At 68.6% G+C, this 18,491-nt stretch carries 16 protein-coding genes; 9 read left to right on the top strand and 7 right to left on the bottom strand.

Annotated elements, in window-relative coordinates; genetic code table 11:
- Nucleotides 1-50: 50 nt before the first annotated feature.
- Nucleotides 51-1,475 (bottom strand): type I glutamate--ammonia ligase, encoded by a 1,425-nt coding sequence (gene glnA, locus BM349_RS09685; protein WP_091706619.1) that lies wholly within the window; start codon nt 1,473-1,475, stop codon nt 51-53.
- Nucleotides 1,476-1,607: 132 nt separating this feature from the next.
- On the opposite strand from glnA, the gene BM349_RS09680 reads away from it, so the two are divergent.
- A complete protein-coding gene (locus BM349_RS09680; protein ID WP_254773808.1) occupies nt 1,608-2,000 on the top strand; it encodes an RDD family protein in 393 nt (130 codons plus the stop codon).
- Nucleotides 2,001-2,016: 16 nt separating this feature from the next.
- Here the strand turns inward: BM349_RS09680 and BM349_RS09675 are convergent, their stop codons facing one another.
- Nucleotides 2,017-2,727: a DUF4191 family protein gene (locus BM349_RS09675; protein ID WP_091706615.1), complete on the bottom strand. Its 711-nt coding sequence runs from the start codon at nt 2,725-2,727 to the stop codon at nt 2,017-2,019.
- Nucleotides 2,728-2,849: 122 nt separating this feature from the next.
- Between BM349_RS09675 and BM349_RS09670 the strand changes: the two genes are divergently transcribed.
- Entirely contained in the window at nt 2,850-4,163 is a 1,314-nt protein-coding gene (locus BM349_RS09670; RefSeq protein ID WP_091706613.1) for a hypothetical protein, read from the top strand.
- A gap of 6 nt (nt 4,164-4,169) precedes the next feature.
- On the opposite strand, the gene sucB is transcribed toward BM349_RS09670, so the two are convergent.
- The 3 genes from sucB to BM349_RS09655 form a co-directional block, all read right to left on the bottom strand.
- Nucleotides 4,170-5,963, bottom strand: a complete 1,794-nt coding sequence (gene sucB / locus BM349_RS09665) for a 2-oxoglutarate dehydrogenase, E2 component, dihydrolipoamide succinyltransferase (RefSeq protein WP_091707234.1) — start codon at nt 5,961-5,963, stop codon at nt 4,170-4,172.
- 77 nt (nt 5,964-6,040) lie between these two features.
- Entirely contained in the window at nt 6,041-7,414 is a 1,374-nt protein-coding gene (gene lpdA / locus BM349_RS09660; protein WP_091706610.1) for a dihydrolipoyl dehydrogenase, read from the bottom strand.
- Nucleotides 7,414-8,889, bottom strand: coding sequence for a leucyl aminopeptidase (locus BM349_RS09655; RefSeq protein ID WP_091706608.1), 1,476 nt, complete (start codon nt 8,887-8,889; stop codon nt 7,414-7,416). The genes lpdA and BM349_RS09655 overlap by 1 nt, the downstream gene beginning before the upstream one ends.
- A 93-nt stretch (nt 8,890-8,982) precedes the next feature.
- Between BM349_RS09655 and BM349_RS09650 the strand changes: the two genes are divergently transcribed.
- The 3 genes from BM349_RS09650 (at nt 8,983) to BM349_RS09640 (ending at nt 12,274) form a co-directional block, all read left to right on the top strand.
- The gene (locus BM349_RS09650) at nt 8,983-9,906 is read left to right on the top strand and encodes a proteasome assembly chaperone family protein (RefSeq protein WP_091706605.1); all 924 of its coding nucleotides are present in this window, start codon (nt 8,983-8,985) and stop codon (nt 9,904-9,906) included.
- 218 nt (nt 9,907-10,124) lie between these two features.
- Nucleotides 10,125-11,579, top strand: a complete 1,455-nt coding sequence (locus BM349_RS09645) for an RNA polymerase sigma factor (protein ID WP_091706603.1) — start codon at nt 10,125-10,127, stop codon at nt 11,577-11,579.
- Nucleotides 11,579-12,274 carry a coenzyme F420-0:L-glutamate ligase gene (locus BM349_RS09640; RefSeq protein WP_091706600.1) on the top strand — a complete coding sequence of 232 codons (696 nt, stop codon included), beginning with the start codon at nt 11,579-11,581 and terminating at the stop codon, nt 12,272-12,274. The genes BM349_RS09645 and BM349_RS09640 overlap by 1 nt, the downstream gene beginning before the upstream one ends.
- Nucleotides 12,275-12,284: 10 nt before the next feature.
- Here BM349_RS09640 and BM349_RS09635 read toward each other — a convergent pair whose 3' ends face one another.
- Nucleotides 12,285-13,307, bottom strand: coding sequence for a sugar-transfer associated ATP-grasp domain-containing protein (locus tag BM349_RS09635; protein WP_091706598.1), 1,023 nt, complete (start codon nt 13,305-13,307; stop codon nt 12,285-12,287).
- Nucleotides 13,308-13,377: 70 nt separating this feature from the next.
- Between BM349_RS09635 and BM349_RS09630 the strand changes: the two genes are divergently transcribed.
- Nucleotides 13,378-14,106 (top strand): alanine racemase C-terminal domain-containing protein, encoded by a 729-nt coding sequence (locus BM349_RS09630; protein ID WP_254773807.1) that lies wholly within the window; start codon nt 13,378-13,380, stop codon nt 14,104-14,106.
- Nucleotides 14,103-15,146 (top strand): alanine racemase, encoded by a 1,044-nt coding sequence (locus BM349_RS09625; protein ID WP_091706592.1) that lies wholly within the window; start codon nt 14,103-14,105, stop codon nt 15,144-15,146. The genes BM349_RS09630 and BM349_RS09625 overlap by 4 nt, the downstream gene beginning before the upstream one ends.
- A gap of 18 nt (nt 15,147-15,164) precedes the next feature.
- On the opposite strand, the gene BM349_RS09620 is transcribed toward BM349_RS09625, so the two are convergent.
- Complete coding sequence (locus BM349_RS09620; protein ID WP_091706590.1) at nt 15,165-15,386, bottom strand: DUF7455 domain-containing protein; 222 nt, start codon at nt 15,384-15,386, stop codon at nt 15,165-15,167.
- A 178-nt stretch (nt 15,387-15,564) separates the two neighbouring features.
- Here BM349_RS09620 and BM349_RS09615 point away from each other — a divergent pair, with 178 nt between their 5' ends.
- Nucleotides 15,565-17,646, top strand: a complete 2,082-nt coding sequence (locus tag BM349_RS09615) for a DNA gyrase/topoisomerase IV subunit B (protein WP_091707233.1) — start codon at nt 15,565-15,567, stop codon at nt 17,644-17,646.
- Nucleotides 17,646-18,491, top strand: a complete 846-nt coding sequence (locus BM349_RS09610; protein ID WP_091706588.1) for an SAM-dependent methyltransferase — start codon at nt 17,646-17,648, stop codon at nt 18,489-18,491. The genes BM349_RS09615 and BM349_RS09610 overlap by 1 nt, the downstream gene beginning before the upstream one ends.

The following is an 18,491-nucleotide window of genomic DNA, read 5'->3' as shown; positions in this document are numbered from 1 at the left end:
GCACGAAGAAGGGGCCCCGCCGTGGCGGGACCCCTTCTCGATGACGATTCTCAGACGCCGTAGTACAGCTCGTACTCGAACGGGTGAGGGCGAGCCGCGATGGGCTTGATCTCGTTCTCGATCTTGTACTCGATCCACGTCTCGATGAGCTCGGGCGTGAACACGCCGCCCGCGAGCAGGAACTCGTGGTCGGCTGCGAGGGCGTCGAGCGAGTCCAGCAGCGAGTTCGGCACCTGCGGGATGTTCTTGGCCTCCTCGGGCGGAAGCTCGTACAGGTCCTTGTCGACGGGCTCGTGCGGCTCGATACGGTTCTTGATGCCGTCGAGGCCCGCCATCATCTGCGCCGCGAAGGCCAGGTAGGGGTTGCCCGAGGCGTCCGGCGCGCGGAACTCGATGCGCTTGGCCTTCGGGTTGGAGCCCGTGATCGGGATGCGGATGGCCGCCGAGCGGTTGCCCGCCGAGTAGACCAGGTTGACGGGGGCCTCGTAGCCCTTGACCAGGCGCTTGTAACTGTTCATCGTCGGATTCGTGAACGCGAGCACGGCGGGAGCGTGCGCGAGCAGACCGCCGATGTACCACCGGGCGAGGTCGGACAGACCGCCGTAGCCGGCCTCATCGTAGAAGAGGGGCTTGCCCTCGAGCCACAGCGACTGATGCGTGTGCATGCCCGAGCCGTTATCGCCGAACAGCGGCTTCGGCATGAAGGTCGCCGTCTTGCCCCACTGCTCTGCCGTGTTCTTGACGATGTACTTGAACTTCAGGATGTCGTCGGCCGCGTGGACCATCGTGTCGAAGCGGTAGTTGATCTCGGCCTGGCCGCCGGTGCCCACCTCGTGGTGCGCGCGCTCCAGGATGAGGCCGGCCTCGATCAGCTTGAGGCTGATGTCATCGCGCAGGTCGGCCTGCTTGTCGACCGGGCTGACCGGGAAGTAGCCGCCCTTGTACGGGGTCTTGTTGGCGAGGTTTCCGCCTTCTTCCTCACGACCGCTGTTCCACGCACCCTCTTCGGAATCGACGTAGTAGTAGCTCGCGTTCTGCTTCACCTCGAAGCGCACGTCGTCGAAGATGTAGAACTCCGCCTCGGGGGCGAAGAACGCCGTGTCTGCGATTCCGGTCGACGCGAGGTACTTCTCGGCCTTCTTGGCGACCTGACGCGGATCCTTCGAGTAGATCTCACCGGTGCGGGGGTTGTAGATGTCGAAGACCATGATGAGGGTCTTCGCCTCACGGAACTGGTCGAGGTAGGCGGTCGACACGTCAGGGATGAGCTGCATGTCGGACTCGTGGATGTTCGCGAATCCACGGATCGAGGAGCCGTCGAACAGCTGGCCGACGGTGAAGAACTCCTCGTCGACGGTCGAGGCCGGAATGTTGAAGTGCTGCTGCACACCGGGAAGATCCGTGAAACGGATGTCGAGGAACTTGACGTCCTCGTCCTTGATGTACTTGAGCACCTCGGATGAATCTTTGAACATGAAGGCTCCAGAGTTAGGGCATCGGGAACTGCCGCCCGCGCGCGGGCTTCCTCGAACCGTACCCGGAGGGCATTGCCCGGCAGTGACACCATTGTTTCCGGCATGTTACGCGCACCTGGTTACGCTGGATCGGTGACCGCCGACGCGCAGAGCTTTCCCGGTGAACGACTGGGCCTTCCGCAGACCGGAGCCGGCTCCATCGCGCGCCTCGGACGACGCGTCGCCGCGCTGTTCATCGACTACGGAGCGGCCTACCTGATCTCCGGCTTCTTCGGCTGGGACCCGCTCGCGATCCTGGCGATCTTCGCGCTGATCCAGATCGTCTTCATCCCGACCCTGCAGGGCAGCCCGGGGCATCGCATCCTCGGGATGCGGGTCATTCGGGTGGACGGATCGTGGGTGGGGCTGTGGCGACCGATCATCCGCACGGCACTGCTGATCATCGTGATCCCCGCCGTGATCTGGGATGCGGATCAGCGAGGACTCCACGACAGGGCCGCGGGCACCGTGCTCGTCCGCGCCTGACGCGCAGTCAGAGCGATCAGCGCGGTCGCGGCGCGCGCGCCTTCGTCGGGTCGATGCCCTTCGGGATCGGCAGCGAGGCCAGCGACTGCGACACCGAGCTCAGCCGCTTGATCACGGCGGCCATCGTGGCCCGGTCGATCTTCTTCGGAAGCGACTTGATCGTGGAGGACAGCTTCGCGATCGGCACTTCGTCCTGGCCGTGGCCGACGTAGAAGACGTGCACCGGAACGCCGGTGGCGACGCGCTGCGCCTTGGAGCGCTCATCGTTCACGAGGCGCGTGAGTCGTCCTCGCGCACCCTCGCCCACGATGACCACGCCGCCTCGACCCACCGCGCGATAGACGGCTTCCTGCGTCTTCGGGTTCACGCCGACGGGCATGTCGCTGGATTGCCAGTTGCGGCCCAGTGACGTCGACATGACATGACCCGCAGCGCCCGGCATCCCGTCGATCTGCTTGTACATCGCGGTCGTCGACAGCCGCGTCATCACCATGAGCGAGCCGAGGATGCCGAGCATGAGACCCGTGACGCCCCACAGGATGATGCTCCACAGCGCGACGGGAGGAAGGAGGAAGCCGACGGCGACGCCCAGACCGATGCCCGCGAGCAGGATTCCCGCCAGAAGCCACGGCAGCCACGGATACGCCTTCTGGGTGAAGGTGAACAGGGTGCGGATCTGAGAGAAGAACCCGGGCCGCTTCTCGGGCGCGGTACTGCGTGCTGCCATGGCACCAGCCTACCTTTCCGCGTGCGGTCGAACCGCTCCTCCCCAGCGGGCGACCCGCGACGTCGCTCCACAGGTCGCCGGGGTGCCCGTTCGATCGCGGCGCACGCGACCACGCTCGAGGTGTGACCAACAGCGCGGAGGATCGGCTGCGGCGCGGATACCGCGTCGTCCGTCTGATCACTGCCGGATCGGAGGCCCCGTGGGCGGGTGCACTCATCAGCGGTCCGACCGGTGAGACGGTCCTGGCTGTGGACGCCGCGCTGCTCGGACCTGAATGGACAGGGTGGGATGCAGCGTCCTCGGGGCATGTGCTCACCCCAGTGGATGTGCTTCGCCGGACCGACGGACACGACGTGCTCCTGCCGGTGTGCACCGAGCGCGTCGAGGAGTTCCTGACACGACGCGCATCGGGCGGGTCCGACCTGACGCCGGGCGAGGGGGTCACCCTGGCGGTGAGCCTCATGCGCGGACTCGGCGAGCTGCCGGGGCTGGCCGACGATGTCCGCGGGGAGTGGTGGCTCACCGAGGCCGGCAGGCCCGTGCTCGCGACTGACCGGGGCGCTATGAGCCTCGAGTCCCACACCTTCGTGCTGCTCGATCGCATCGCGACCGATGTCCCTATGCTCGCGGACGCTCTGCGCGACGCACCGGACGCGGTCACCGACCCTCGCAGGCGCTCACGCGAGCTGGGTCGACGCGAGGAGATGCTCTTCGCGGCAGCCGATCCGCTTCCGCTCGCAACGACGACGTTCGGGCCGCGACGAGCGCGCCATCGCCTGCCGATGGCGACGGAGCCCGACGCCGAACCGCTCGAGCCCGCGGAGTCGCCGTGGCCACTCACGCTCTCGCGTCATCTGGACGCGGACTGGGCGGATCTGGTGTCCCGGACCACCACGGGCGTGTGGCGCGCGATGCGGACGCGGCGAAGCGGCGGTCGCCGACCGTGGCTGGTCGCCGGAGGAGTCGCGGGTGCGATCCTCGTCGGCGGTCTGGTCTGGCCCGCCGGCGCCGGAGGCCCCGCGACCGCCGGAGCGGATTCGGCGATCGCCTCACCCGAATCGAGCGCGGCCGCGGACCCGGCCTCGTCGCCGACATCGACGCCGACGGGCATGGACGCCTCGGCGACCTCCCCGTCTGCGGAGGAGGCGGTCGACCTCATTTCGATCACCGGGACGCTCCTCACCGCGCGGATCGACTGCGCGGGGGACCCGACGTGCCTGGAGGCCGTGATCGAAGCAGGCGCCGGTCGGTTTCCGCCCGGAGTCGTCGACCTCGCTCCGGACGAGCGCTCATTGACCCTGCTGGACGAGTTCGGGGGAGTCGCCGTGGCGCGAGTGGATGCAGTTGCCTCTGCGATTACGTCTCAACTGGTCGTCATCGTTCAGGACGACGACCGTTGGCTGCTCCGCGACGTGTACGACGTCGCGGAGCAGTGACGTCACTCAGATGCCGAGGTTCCCGTCGAACGAGGCATCCTCGAGGCGCTTCTTGACCGCGCCGAGGAAGCGCGCGGCGTCCGCGCCGTCGACGATGCGGTGGTCGTAGGAGAGGGCGAGGTACACGTACGAGCGGATCGCGATCGCGTCCTTGCCGTCGACCGAGACCAGACCCGGGCGCTTGACGACCACCCCGGTTCCGAGGATCGCCGACTGCGGGAGGAAGACGACCGGCGTGTCGAACAGCGCGCCGCGCGATCCGGTGTTGGTGAGCGTGAACGTGCCGCCCCCGAGCTCGTCGGGCTTCAGCTTGTTGTTGCGGGTGCGCGCGGCGAGGTCGGCGATCTCGTGCGCGATCTGCGCCAGGTTCTTGGACGCCGCATCGCGGAGCACCGGAGTCAGGAGCCCGCGCTCCGTGTCGACCGCGATCGAGAGGTTCTCCGTGGCGGGGTAGACGATCTGATCGCCGTCCACGGTCGCGTTGATCACGGGGTTCGCCTGGAGCGCCTCGGCCGCCGCCAGCGCGAAGAAGGGCAGGAACGACAGCTTGTCGCCCGTCTTCGTCAGGAACTCGGCCTTCACGGTGTCGCGGTAGTTCGCGAGCTTGGTGACGTCGACCTCGACGACCGTCGTGAGCTGAGCGGTGGCCTGCATCGAGGCGACCGCGCGCTCCGCGAGCACCTTGCGCAGGCGCGACATCGGCTGGGTCGTCCCTCGCAGCGGAGACACCTCGACCGCAGCGGGTGCGGGCGCGGCTGATGGCGCAGCCGCAGCAGGCGCGGATGCGGCCTCGGCGGCCTTGAGGACGTCCTCCTTGCGGATCCGGCCGCCCACCCCGGTGCCCGACACGGTCGCGAGATCGACGCCCTGCTGCTGGGCGAGGCGGCGCACGAGGGGCGTCACGTACGCGGAGACGTCGGAGTCGTCTGCCGCTGCCGGAGCAGGAGCTGCGGCAGCGGGTGCCGGGGCCGCGGCAGCGGGCGCAGGAGCCGCGGCAGCGGGCGCAGGAGCCGCGGCAGTCGGCGCAGGAGCTGCGGCGGCAGGTGCCGGTGCGGGTTGCGCGGGAGCAGCGGCGGGAGCGGGCGCGGCGGGCTCCGGTTCGGCAGCAGCCGGGGCTTGGGACTCCGCGGGCGCTTCGGAGGCGGCGGGAGCTGTAGCGCTGTCGCCGATCCGCGCGAGCGGCGAGCCGACGGCCACGGTCTCGTCTTCGCCCACCAGGATCTCCTGGAGCACGCCGCTGAACGGCGATGGGATCTCGGTGTCGACCTTGTCGGTCGAGATCTCCAGGAGTGCCTCGTCGACCTCGACGCTGTCGCCGACCTTCTTGAGCCAGCGGGTGACTGTGCCTTCGGTCACGCTCTCACCGAGTTCGGGCAGGACGACGTCCTTTCCTTCCGCCGACCCGGCGGCGGGCGCGGGCGCCTCCGTCTCGGCGGGCGCTTCGGCAGCGGCAGCCTCAGGAGCGGCAGTCTCGGGAGCGGCCGCAGCGTCAGGAGCGGGCGATTCCTCTGCGGCGGGGTGTTCGGCATCCGAGGGAGCGTCATCCGACGCGGGTGCCGCGCCGGGCTCGCCGATCTTGGCGAGGACGGCGCCGACTTCGACGGTCTCATCCTCCTGAACCAGGATCTCCTCGATCACGCCGCTGACCGGCGAAGGGATCTCGGTGTCGACCTTGTCGGTCGAGATCTCCAGCAGTCCTTCGTCCGCCTGTACGGTGTCGCCGACCTTCTTGAGCCAGCGGGTGACCGTTCCCTCGGTGACGCTCTCGCCGAGCGCGGGGAGGACCACAGAAGTGCTCATGTGCATGACTCCTTCAGAATGCCGATGTCGTTTTCTAGCTTAGTGATGCAGTCGTGGTCGCGTGCCGCGGCGCGGTGTCAGAGCGCGTGCAGCGGCTTCCCGGCCAGGGCGAGGAACGCCTCGCCGAGCGCCTCGCTCTGCGTCGGGTGCGCGTGCACGAACGGAGCGATGTCCTCCGGGTGCGCTTCCCACCCCACCGCGAGCTGCCCCTCGGTGATGAGCTCGCCGACGCGATCGCCCACGAGATGGACGCCGAGCACCGGACCCTCCTTGACCCGCACGACCTTGACGAGGCCGGAGGTGCCGATGATCTCGCTCTTCCCGTTGCCGGCGAGGTTGTACTCGTACGAGACCACGGAGTCCACGCCGTGCATCTCGACGGCCTGCACCTCGGTGAGACCCACGGAGGCGACCTCGGGGTGGCTGTAGGTGACCTTGGGAATCTGCGTGTCCGGGACGAGCACGGGATGCAGGCCGGCGATCTCCTCTGCCACGAAGATGCCCTGCTGGAACCCGCGATGCGCGAGTTGGAGTCCGGGGACGATGTCGCCGACCGCCCACACATGGTCCGCGGCCGTGCGCAGGCGATCGTCGGTCGTGACGAATCCGCGGTCGAGCACCACGCCGTTCTCCTCGTAGCCGAGCCCGGTCGTGGAGGGGCCGCGGCCGACGGCCACCAGCAGATAGTCGGCTTCGAACGCCGTGCCGTTCTCGAGCGTCACCGTGACGGCATCCGAGGTCTGGCTGGCAGCGGCGAATCTCACGCCCAGCGAGTAGGCGATCCCACGCCTGCGGAACGCACGCTCGAGCGCCTTGCTCATCGAGACGTCCTCGTTCGGCACGAGGTGATCGAGTGCCTCGACGATCGTCACGTCGGCACCGAACGAGCGCCACACGCTCGCGAACTCGACCCCGATGACTCCGCCGCCGAGGATCACCACCCGATCGGGGACCTCGGAGAGCTCCAGCGCGTGCTCACTCGTGAGGATCCGTCCGCCGATCTCCAGACCGGGCAGCGACCGGCTGTACGAACCCGTCGCAAGGATGACGTCGATGCCTCGGTACAGGTCGTCGCCGACCCGGACCGCCGGACCTGCCTCGAGCACACCCGATCCGGCGACGACCGTGATGCCCCGGGCCTTGATCAGCCCCTCGAGGCCCTTGTACTTCTTCGCGACGATGCCCTCCCGGTATGCGCGGACGCCTTCCGGGTCGATGCCGTCGAGCGTCGCGCGGATGCCGATGCTGGATGCGTCGCGAGCCACGTCGGCGACTTCGGCCGCGTGCAGGAGCGCCTTGGTCGGGATGCAGCCCCGGTGCAGGCAGGTCCCGCCGACCTTGTCCTTCTCGATCAGGGCCACGGTCTTGCCCAGCTCCGCGGCGCGCAGCGCGGCGGCGTAGCCGCCGCTGCCGCCGCCCAGGATCACGAGGTCGAATGCGTGCTCGGTCATCAGGACTCCTGATCTGCGACGAAACGGATGAGCGAGCGGACCGTCGCTCCGGTCGGACCCTTGTCCGTGAATCCAAAGGCTCCGCCCTTGTTCATCCCGACACCGGCGATGTCCAGATGCACCCAAGGGATGCGGGGCGCATCGGCGTCCGCCGACACGCGCCCCACGAAGTGACGGAGGAAGAGGCCGGCGAACAGCGATCCGCCGGCGGGGTCGCCGATCTTCGCGTTCTGGAGGTCGGCGATGGGGGAGTCCAGCTCGTCGACCATGTGCGCGGGCAGGGGCAGCTGCCACGCGAGCTCACCCGACTCTTCGGATGCGGCCAGATACGCGGCCACCGCGGCATCCTCACCCATGACTCCGGTGTGACGCGTGCCGAGGGCGATCGTGATCGCCCCGGTGAGGGTGGCCACGTCGACGATGACGTCCGGATTCTCCCGGCTCGCGGCTACGAGACCGTCGGCGAGCACCAGCCGTCCCTCGGCGTCCGTGTTGAGGACCTCGACCGTCGAACCGTCGAGCATCCGCAGCACGTCGCCGGGCCGGATGGCGCGGCCGGACGGCATGTTGTCGGCGATGCACAGCCAGGCTGTGACGCGAACCGGCAGGCCGAGCGTCGCGACGGCGCGCACGACACTCAGAGCAGTCGCCGCACCGCACATGTCGTACTTCATGCCCACCATCGAGCTGGCAGGCTTCAGCGAAAGTCCGCCGGTGTCGAACGTGATGCCCTTTCCGACGAGTGCGACGTGTCGGGCCGCGCCTTCCGGCGCGTAGTCAAGGCGCACGAGTCGCGGCGGCCGATCCGAGCCCTGCCCGACACCGAGGATGCCTCCGTAACCGCCCTCTCGGAGGTCGGATTCGTCGAGGATCTCGACCGTGACCGGCAGATCGGCGACCGAGGCCGCCGCGCGCTCGGCGAAGTCGGCGGGGCCGAGCCACTCCGCGGGGATCGCGACGAGATCCTTCACGAGCGCGACGGCGTCCGCTGCCGCGAGGACAGCGGCGATCTCGTCGTCCGCGGGCGCCGTCTCGCCGTGCACGATGACCTCGCCGGCTCGTGCTTTCGGCGCCTCCGACTTGTAGCCGTCGAAGCGATAGCCGCCGAGGCTCGCGCCCTCCGCGGCAGCGCGCCAGAGACCCGCCTCCTCCGCGATGACCGCGACGCTGACCCGGGCGAAGCCCGTCAGCAGACGGATGCCGGTGCCGACTGCGTCGCGTACGGCGGCGGCATCCGATTTCGCTCCGATCCCGACCACGGCGAGCGGCAGTGCGGTGCTCTCCGGCGCATACACGCGCTGATAGGAGGATGCCGCACCCGTGAATCCGGTCGCGGCGAGCGCCTCTCGAAGACCCGGCCAATCGTCGAGCGCGGGTGGGTCCTCCGAATCGAGGGAAGGCAGCGCCAGGAGAATGGCGTCGGCATCGGACTCTCGAACGGGCGTGGTGCTGAAGACGAGGTCGGGAAACGACATGGACTCCATCCTAGGTATGTCCCCCCGGGTCTGTTCGCTGTGAGCGGGACGTGTGCGACCCGCGGCGGCGGGCCCTGCTCGTACCATGGGGGCATGGCTCATTCCGCTCCGCTGTACGAGCGTGTGGCTTCCGCGCCGCCGATCCCGCGGGGGCTCCCGCTCGTGATCGCGCTGACCGGATTCACGGACGCGGGCAGCGCGGTCAGCCGACTGGTCGACTACTTCCGTGACGCTCTCGCACCGACCCCGGTGGCTGTCTTCTCCAATGACGTGCTGCTCGACTACCGCGCCCGCCGTCCGCTCATCTCCTTCGAGCAGGACCACCTCACCGACTACCGGCCGCCGCGACTGGAACTCTCGTTCGCGCACGACTCGCTCGGTCAGCCCTTCCTTCTCCTGGCCGGATACGAGCCCGACTTCGCCTGGGACGCCTTCACCGACGCGGTCCTGGACTTCGCGGCCGCCTACGACGTGCAGGCCGTGACCTGGGTGCACGCGATACCGATGCCCGTGCCGCACACGCGCCCGATCGGTACGACCGTGAGCGGCACCCGAAGCGAGTTGACCGAGGCGCATTCGGTCTGGCAGCCCCACACTCAGGTTCCGGCCACCGCAGGGCATCTGCTCGAATACCGGTTCGCCGAAGCCGGCGCCCTCGTGGCCGGCTTCGTGCTCCTGGTGCCGCACTATCTGGGCGACACCGAGTATCCGGCCGCGGCACTTGCGGGACTCGACAGCCTCACCGTTGCGACTGGGCTCGTCTTCGCCGGTGACGAGCTGCGCGAGGAGAACCGCGAATACCTCGCGAAGGTCGAGGAGCAGGTCGCCGGGAGCGATGAGCTGTCGCGGATGGTGCAGGGTCTCGAGGAGCGGTACGACGCCTACATGGCCGGCTCGACGCTCGCTTCTCCCATCATCCACACCGGCGATCTGCCCAGCGCTGACGAGCTCGCCGCCGAGCTGGAGCGGTTCCTGGCCAACCGGCCCACTGGCGACGACGAGAAGCGCGGAGCCTGACCGAGGCGGAATGCCCGACACGCCGTCGGCGTTGTAACACAGGTGTCGACCGTGCACGTCGGATGTGCGCGGCGAATGTGCGACAATAGATGACCTGACCCGTTGTCAACCGGCTCTGTGAGGCATTCTCAGCAGAGCGGGGACTTGACAAGGGTCTTACTAGTGTCCGAAATCTACCGGGGGACGTACGACACCCGTCCGCTGGTGAAAGGCGAACCGTGACCTCAGGCACGAAGACCACGACCCGCGCGAGCAGCGCGAAGGACACCGCGGCGGTTTCTCCCGCGGAGGAGTCAGCGGCGGCAGTCGCGAAGAAGACCGCGACGAAGCCCGCTGCGGCGAGGACCACCGCCGCGAAGACGGCCGCTGCGAAGGCGCCGGCTGCAAAGGCGCCGGCTGCGAAGGCAGCCGCGAAGCCCGCGGCGAAGGCCACGAAGGCGCGAGCGACGAAGACCGCAGACGACACCGAGACCGACGACCTCCCGGACGACGTCGAGATCGACGACGTCGTCGACCTCGAAGAGGTCGTGGACATCGACGACAGCGACGACGAGGAGAAGACCCCCGCTCCTGCCCGAGGCAGGGCGAAGGCCGCGGCCGTCGCCGAGCCCGAGGCCGAAGCGTCTGAAGCCGAAGAGGAGGACGACGACGAAGAGGACACGAAGCCCGCGTTCTCCGAGCCGCTTCCCACCGGCGCGATCGTCATCTCCTCCACCGATGAGGACGATGTCCCGGTCTACTCGACCATGATCACCGGCGCCACCGCCGACCCGGTCAAGGACTACCTCAAGCAGATCGGCAAGGTCCCGCTGCTGAACGCGGCCGAAGAGGTCGAGCTCGCGATGCGCATCGAGGCCGGCTTGTTCGCCGAAGAGAAGCTCTCCCACATGACCTCCGCGGAGAAGTCGAACCAGACCGGTCTCGACCTCCAATGGGTCGCTCGCGACGGTCAGCGCGCGAAGTCGCACCTGCTCGGGGCGAACCTCCGTCTGGTCGTCTCGCTCGCGAAGCGCTACACCGGTCGCGGGATGCAGTTCCTGGATCTGATCCAGGAGGGCAACCTGGGCCTGATCCGTGCGGTCGAGAAGTTCGACTACACGAAGGGGTTCAAGTTCTCGACCTACGCGACGTGGTGGATCCGCCAGGCGATCACCCGCGCCATGGCCGACCAGGCCCGCACGATCCGCATCCCCGTCCACATGGTCGAGGTCATCAACAAGCTCGCGCGCGTCCAGCGCCAGATGCTGCAGGACCTCGGTCGCGAGCCGACGCCCGAGGAGCTCAGCCGCGAGCTCGACATGACCCCGGAGAAGGTCATCGAGGTGCAGAAGTACGGCCGCGAGCCGATCTCGCTGCACACGCCGCTCGGCGAGGACGGCGACAGCGAATTCGGGGACCTCATCGAGGACACCGAGGCCGTGGTCCCTGCGGACGCAGTGGGCTTCACGATGCTCCAGCGACAGTTGGAGTCGCTCCTGGATTCGCTCTCCGAGCGCGAGGCCGGAGTGATCCGGATGCGCTTCGGACTCGGCGACGGCCAGCCCAAGACGCTCGACCAGATCGGCGACACGTTCGGCGTCACGCGCGAGCGCATCCGCCAGATCGAGTCGAAGACGATGGCCAAGCTCCGCCACCCGTCCCGCTCGCAGTCCCTGCGCGACTACCTCGAGTGATGGCCGAGGCCAACGCCGGCAAGGCGCTCGCCGTCGAGGTCGAAGGCACGACCTACTCCCGCATCCCGATCCGCACGCGCGTCGTGTTGCCGGGTGACGACCTCGATGCGTTCATCCGCGAGTACGCGACGGACGTCGTCGCGCCCGGCGACATCTTCTTCGTCACCGAGAAGATCGTCGCGATCACCCAGGGGCGCTCGTACCTCGTCGAGGAGATCCACCCCCGCAGGCTGGCGCTGTTCCTCTCGAAGTACGTCACCCGCACGCCGTACGGGATCGGACTGGGCATGCCCGAGACGATGGAGATGGCGCTGCGCGAATGCGGCACGCTCCGCATCCTGTTCGCCGCCGGCGTCTCGGCGGTGACGAAGGCGTTCGGACGCAAGGGCGACTTCTATCGCGTCGCCGGCGACAAGGCACGCGCGATCGACGGCCCGACCAGTGGAACCATCCCGCCGTACAACAAGGCGGTCGTGCTGGGTCCGGAGCGTCCGCGAGAGGTCGCTCAGCATCTGAAGACCCTTCTCGGCGGGAGCGCGGAGGTCGCCGTCGTCGACATCAACGACCTCGGCGGCAACATCCTCGGCTCGACGCTCGACAAGGCGAGCGAGAAGCGGCTGGTCGCGATCCTGAAGGACAATCCCCTCGGACAGGGTCACGAGTCCACCCCGCTGGGCGTGGTGCGCCGCGCGTGACGACGCCGGCCTAGAAGCCGATCGCCTCGCGGTACCGCGCCTTGTGGCCGGTGCGGATGCCGGTGACGCTCGGCTTGTTCTCGTACACGCCTGCGCCCCAGTTGCCCTCGACAAGGACCGGTCCGTCCGGTGTCACGACGATGTCCCACCCCACGTACTGCACCTGGGGGACGACACGGGCGACGTGATCGATGAAGTCCCGCACCTCGTCGATCATCGGCAGCTGGAAGTCCCCGATCACGAATCCGGAATCGGGATGCCGCACGTGCACGTGCCCGTGCGAGTCGTATCCCGGCCCGACGGCGTGGCCGTCGTCGTCGAGCATCGTGTAGAACCCGCCGAAGGTCATCTGGTCGCTGACCGCACCACGCCCGAACTTCTGCGCCATGGCCAGGATGTGCGTCTGCTCGCCGTCGAAGAACGCCGTGACGCGAGTCGTGTTGACGGTGCCGGGGCACACCGCGGCAAGAGCCGCGTGCTGGACGATGACGGCCTCGATGAGCAGCTCGCCGCGCTCGAGGAGGCCGCGGTGGAAGTCGTCCCAGTCATCGACCTCGCTCGCGTGGTAGCGGTGCACTCCGGTGCCGGCCTGACCGACCGGCTCCTTCGTCACAATGGTTCCGAGTCGCTCGGTGAATACGCGGACGGCATCCGCATTTCCCTCGTCCACGACCATCCACTCGCGATGCAGGTGCTCGCTGAAGACCCGGTCGAACTCGACCTTGTCCTGGAAGATGTGTCGGAAGTCGGGGTGGTCGTACTTCTGCGAGAGCTGATTCGACACCGGGTGGGTCATGTAGGTGGCTCGCTCGTCGCGGCTCAGGATCGCGAAGTCGTAGTCGATGTAATCCTGAAAGCCGACGTTGCGGAACCCCGCCTGCCAGAGCATGTCCACCACGATCGCCGGTGTCCACTTGTCGTGCTGTGCGGAGGACTCCTTCGCGCGCTCGACGACGGATCCGACGTCGATGCGGCGAGCACGGCCGGCGAGATAGCGAAGGCGGGGCGCGAGGCCGAGGCCTTTCTGAGGCATGCGTTCTCCGGGGTGGATGGGTGGGCGACTGGCGGGGGACAGTCGGAGGGCCCCGGATAGTCTAGATGCCGTGACCTTCGGCAACCCTGGGCGTGCAGCACCCGACCCGGGCGCGACCGGTCGCACCGCTCCCACGGCCCGGATCTCCCTCTCCGCGCTCGAGCTGAATCTGCGCGCCGTGGTCGGCGGATCCCATGCCCCGCTCATCGACGTGCGCGCCGACGCCTGGGGTCACGGCGTGGATGCCGTCGCGCCCCGCGCGATCGCCGCCGGGGCGGGCGGGCTCCTCATCGATGAGGCGGGAGCCCTCGCGCTCGAAGGAATCGTCGACTCCGCACGATGCACGCTGCAGGCGACCGGTTCGATCGCGGACGCGGTCTACGGGCTGACCCCCGGCTTCGAGCCGGTGATGAGCCTGCAGGGCCGGGTGCTGAGCACAAAGCGCCTGCGGGAGGGTGAGGGCGTCTCGTACGGGTACGCCCACCGTGCGTCTCGCGACACATTCGTCGCCCTCGTTACAGGCGGCTACGCGCAGGGAGTCGTGCGGGCGCTGGGGGATTCCGCCTCGGTGACGATCGCCGGGAGGCGGCATCCGATCGTCGGTCGCGTCGCGATGGACGTGTGCGTAGTCGACGTGGGTCCGGATGGGCCGGTCACCCGAGGCGACGATGTCGTCTTCTTCGGCGACCCGAGCACGGGCTCCCCTGCGATCGCGGAGTGGTCGGCGGCGACCGGGCTGACCGGCGGCGAGCTCGTGACCGCTGTGGGGCTGCGCAATGCACGGGAGTACGCGCCATGAACGGGCCGCGGCTGCACATCGATCTCGACGAGTTCGCGTCGAACCTCGATGTCGTCCGCGCCCGGGTCGCCCCGGCCGGGCTGATGCTGGTCGTGAAGGACGACGCGTACGGCCACGGGCTCGATCGGATCGTCCGCAGGGCGACGCGTGAGGGGGTCGACTGGTTCGGGGCGTTCGACGTCGCAGAGGCGCTGCGCACCCGCGCAGCCGCCGGCCCCGGGTCGCGCGTGTTCTCCTGGCTCACCGTCGGGGCGGAGGAGATCCGGGCGGCGATCGACGCCGACATCGATCTGGGCGTCGGCGACGCCGGGTTCCTCGAGGACATCGGCGCCGGCGCCAGAGCTGCGGGCCGACCCGCGCGAGTGCATCTGAAGATCGACACCGGCCTGCATCGCAACGGAATCCGACCTGAGGATTGGGCGACTGTGGTCGGCCGGGCCCGCGAGCTGCAGGACGAAGGACTCATCCTGGTGGTCGGCGCCTGGAGTCACATCGCCGAGGCGAGCGACCAAGACGACGACGACGCCCGCGCTGTGTTCGAGGACGCGGTGGTCCTCGCCGAGGCCGCAGGGTTCGACCTCGAGGTGAGGCACCTGTCCGCAAGCGCGGCATCCTTCGCGCGCGCCGAGTTCCGGTACGACCTCGTTCGCGTCGGGGCATTCTGCTACGGGATCAGGTCGGCAGGTGGGGTGCCGGAGGCCGAGCTCGGCATCCGCGCGATCGCCTCGCTCCAGGCGCCGGTGACGCACGTCGGCGACCACGCGGTGACACTCGGCGTCGGATTCCTGCACGGAGTGCCGTCGAGCCTCGGGAGGCACGGAGCACTGCGCGTCGACCGCAAGAGCGTGCAGATCACCAGCGTGGGGGAGCAGCACACGCTCGTCGCGTCGTTCGGGCCCGCATCGGTCGGCGACGACGTCGCCTTCTTCGGACCGGACGGAGCATCGGCGACGGATCTGGCCGAGAAGATCGGAACGGTCGGCGAGGAGATCCTCGTGCGGATCTCGCCTCTGGTGCCTCGGACCTACTCCGGGGAGTGACCCTGCGCCACTCGGGCGCTAGACGGACTCGAGCAGGCGGGCGGTCTCGTCGTGCCAGCTGGTGGCAAGCGAACGGAGCTTCTCCTCGTACTTGCGGCCGTGGTGGGCGCAGAACAGCAGCTCGCTTCCGTTCACCTCGGCGGCGATGTAGGCCTGGGCACCGCAGGAGTCGCAGCGATCCAGTGCCGTGAGGCGGTACTCGAGAACGGCGGGCTCGGTCGGTGTCGATAGCGTGGTCATCTCGGGTCCTCCTCGTAAGCGTCGCTCGTGTCTCGTCCACCCTGTGCGGGTCATCACATACAACCATGCGATTGTTTCGAGAATGCCGCGAACCGGTGACATTTCGCTCAGCGCGTACGCGGACCCGGCGCCCCGTGTCTGTGCATGCCTCTGTCGGCTCCCGCCGATAATCTTGAGGATTGTGACCTCCGAGTACTCCGCCCATCACCTGCAGGTGCTCGAGGGGCTCGAAGCGGTTCGCAAGCGCCCGGGCATGTACATCGGCTCGACCGATTCGCGCGGCCTCATGCACTGCGTCTGGGAGATCGTCGACAACGCGGTCGACGAGGCGCTGGCGGGCAACGGCACCCGCATCGACATCGCGCTGCATCCCGACGGGAGCGTCGAGGTTCACGACACCGGTCGCGGCATCCCCGTCGACATCGAGCCGCGCACGGGACTGTCGGGCGTCGAGGTGGTCTTCACGAAGCTCCATGCCGGCGGCAAGTTCGGCGGCGGATCGTACGCGGCATCCGGCGGCCTGCACGGCGTCGGCGCGTCCGTCGTGAACGCGCTGTCGGAGCGCCTCGATGTCGAGGTCGATCGCGGCGGCAAGACGTGGGCGATGTCCTTCCACCGCGGCGAGCCCGGCGTGTTCGCAGACAAGGGCGAGCCCTCGCCCGACTCGCCGTTCACGCCGTTCGAGGTGCGCAGCGAGCTTCGCGTCAAGGGCCGCGCCCCTCGCGGGGTCACCGGCACCCGCATCCGGTACTGGGCGGATCGCCAGATCTTCACGAAGGACGCGGCGTTCCAGCTCGAGGAGCTCGCAACTCGCGCTCGGCAGACAGCCTTCCTCGTCCCTGGGCTCGAGATCGTGGTCAAGGACCAGCGCCACCAGGAGCACAACGAGACGTCCTTCCGGTTCGACGGCGGGATCTCCGAGTTCGCGGAGTACCTCGCGACGGACGCCCCCATCACCGACACGTGGCGGCTGACCGGCAGCGGCACGTTCACCGAGACGGTTCCCGTGCTGCAGCCGACCGGTGCGATGGTGCCGACCGAGGTCGAGCGGGAGTGCCACGTCGACATCGCGGTGCGGTGGGGGACCGGGTACGACACGGTGAGCCGCTCGTTCGTCAACATCATCGCGACCCCCAAGGGCGGCACGCACCAGCAGGGCTTCGATCAGGAGCTCCTCCGTGTCCTGCGCACGCAGGTCGAGCAGAATGCCCGAAGACTCAAGGTCGGAAGCGACAAGCTCGAGAAGGACGACGTGATGGCCGGCCTGACGACCGTCCTGACGGTTCGGCTGCCCGAGCCCCAGTTCGAGGGTCAGACCAAAGAGGTGCTCGGCACGCCGGCGGTGCGCCAGATCGTCACGCAGGTGGTCCGCAAGGAGCTCGCAGCGAGATTCTCCTCGCCCAAGCGCGACGACAAGAATCAGACCGCGCTGCTGCTGGACAAGGTCGTCGCCGAGATGAAGGCGCGCATCTCGGCACGCGCCCACAAGGAGACGCAGCGACGCAAGAACGCCCTCGAGTCCTCGTCGCTCCCGGCGAAGCTCGTGGACTGCCGATCATCCGATGTCGGCCAGTCCGAGCTGTTCATCGTCGAGGGTGATTCGGCTCTGGGCACGGCGAAGCTCGCGCGCAACAGCGAATTCCAGGCGCTGCTTCCGATCCGCGGCAAGATCCTCAATGTGCAGAAGGCCTCGGTCAGCGACATGCTGAACAACGCCGAGTGCGCCTCGATCATCCAGGTGATCGGCGCCGGTTCGGGCCGCACGTTCGATCTCAGCGCCGCGCGCTACGGCAAGGTCATCCTGATGAGCGACGCAGACGTCGACGGCGCGCACATCCGGACGCTGCTGCTCACTCTCTTCTTCCGGTACATGCGGCCGCTGATCGAAGACGGCCGCGTGTTCGCGGCAGTGCCGCCGCTGCACCGCGTGATCGTGATGAACCCCGGCACGAAGCCGAACGAGACGATCTACACCTACAGCGAGAACGAGCTTCACGCGCTCCTGACGAAGGTCACGAAGTCGGGTCGTCGCTGGCACGAGCCCGTTCAGCGGTACAAGGGCCTGGGGGAGATGGATGCCGACCAGCTCGCGACCACGACGATGGATCGTTCCGGCCGGATGCTGCGCCGCGTTCGCCTCCAGGACGCGGAGATCGCCGGCGGCGTGTTCGAACTGCTGATGGGAAACGAGGTCGCCCCGCGCCGCGAGTTCATCGTCGAGTCGTCGGATCGGCTGTCCCGAGAGGCGATCGACGCGTAGTGCCCGAGTTCGACACCTCGCGTGTCCGCCGCTACTACGACCGAAACACGGCGGCGTTCGTCGCTCATGGGCAGGGCGGCAGCGAGGGAGCGATCCATCGCGCGGTGTGGGGGCCGGGGACGCACGATCGCAGCTCGGCGTTCCATTTCGTCGAGGAGCGCATCGCCGACGTCATCCGGGGCCGATCGTCGGACGCGGCGCCCGCCCACGTCGTCGACCTCGGCTGCGGGATCGGCGCGAGCCTCTGCTATCTCGCGCAGCGCCTGCCCGTTCGCGGCACGGGCATCACACTCAGCCCCACGCAGGCGGCGATCGGCAGACAGCGCGTCGCCGACTTGGGCCTGGACGACCGCGTGACCTGTCTCGAAGGCGACTACACCGACCTGCCGGAGGGGATCGCCCCGGCGGATGTCGCGTTCGCCATCGAGTCGTTCATCCACGCGCCCGATCCGGCGCGCTTCTTCGCGGAGGCGGGCCGGCTGGTGCGCCCGGGTGGCGCGCTGATCATCTGCGACGACATGCGGGGCGATGCCGGCGGCGCCGCGGCGCAGCGCACGCTCACGCGCTTCGTGCGCGGCTGGCACGTCAACGCGCTGCTGCGGCCCGCCGACCTGAGATCACTCGCCGAGGATGCGGGCTTCCGTCACGAGTCCACCGAGCGTCTGACGCCCTACCTGGAGCTGCGACGCCCCCGGGACCGCGCGATCGCCGTGCTCACGGCCCCGCTGGCGCTCCTGCCGTTGCACTGGGCACGGCTCGATCCGCTCGTCGGGGGCACCGCGCTGCAGACCTGCCTCGCGAACGGATGGGTGGAGTACGACCTGACGGTCTTCCGCCGCGAGTGA

It is taken from the genome of Microbacterium sp. cf046, from assembly GCF_900114345.1.
GTDB lineage: Bacteria > Actinomycetota > Actinomycetes > Actinomycetales > Microbacteriaceae > Microbacterium.
This window is presented reverse-complemented; position numbering and strand designations above follow the sequence as displayed.

Bases quoted from the DNA above. Each gene is read 5' to 3' on its own strand.
- glnA (WP_091706619.1), bottom strand. From the start codon at position 1,475: ATGTTCAAAGATTCATCCGAGGTGCTCAAGTACATCAAGGACGAGGAC.
- BM349_RS09675 (WP_091706615.1), bottom strand. From the start codon at position 2,727: ATGGCAGCACGCAGTACCGCGCCCGAGAAGCGGCCCGGGTTCTTCTCT.
- sucB (WP_091707234.1), bottom strand. From the start codon at position 5,963: ATGAGCACTTCTGTGGTCCTCCCCGCGCTCGGCGAGAGCGTCACCGAG.
- lpdA (WP_091706610.1), bottom strand. From the start codon at position 7,414: ATGACCGAGCACGCATTCGACCTCGTGATCCTGGGCGGCGGCAGCGGC.
- BM349_RS09655 (WP_091706608.1), bottom strand. From the start codon at position 8,889: ATGTCGTTTCCCGACCTCGTCTTCAGCACCACGCCCGTTCGAGAGTCC.
- BM349_RS09650 (WP_091706605.1), top strand. From the start codon at position 8,983: ATGGCTCATTCCGCTCCGCTGTACGAGCGTGTGGCTTCCGCGCCGCCG.
- BM349_RS09640 (WP_091706600.1), top strand. From the start codon at position 11,579: ATGGCCGAGGCCAACGCCGGCAAGGCGCTCGCCGTCGAGGTCGAAGGC.
- BM349_RS09635 (WP_091706598.1), bottom strand. From the start codon at position 13,307: ATGCCTCAGAAAGGCCTCGGCCTCGCGCCCCGCCTTCGCTATCTCGCC.
- BM349_RS09625 (WP_091706592.1), top strand. From the start codon at position 14,103: ATGAACGGGCCGCGGCTGCACATCGATCTCGACGAGTTCGCGTCGAAC.
- BM349_RS09620 (WP_091706590.1), bottom strand. From the start codon at position 15,386: ATGACCACGCTATCGACACCGACCGAGCCCGCCGTTCTCGAGTACCGC.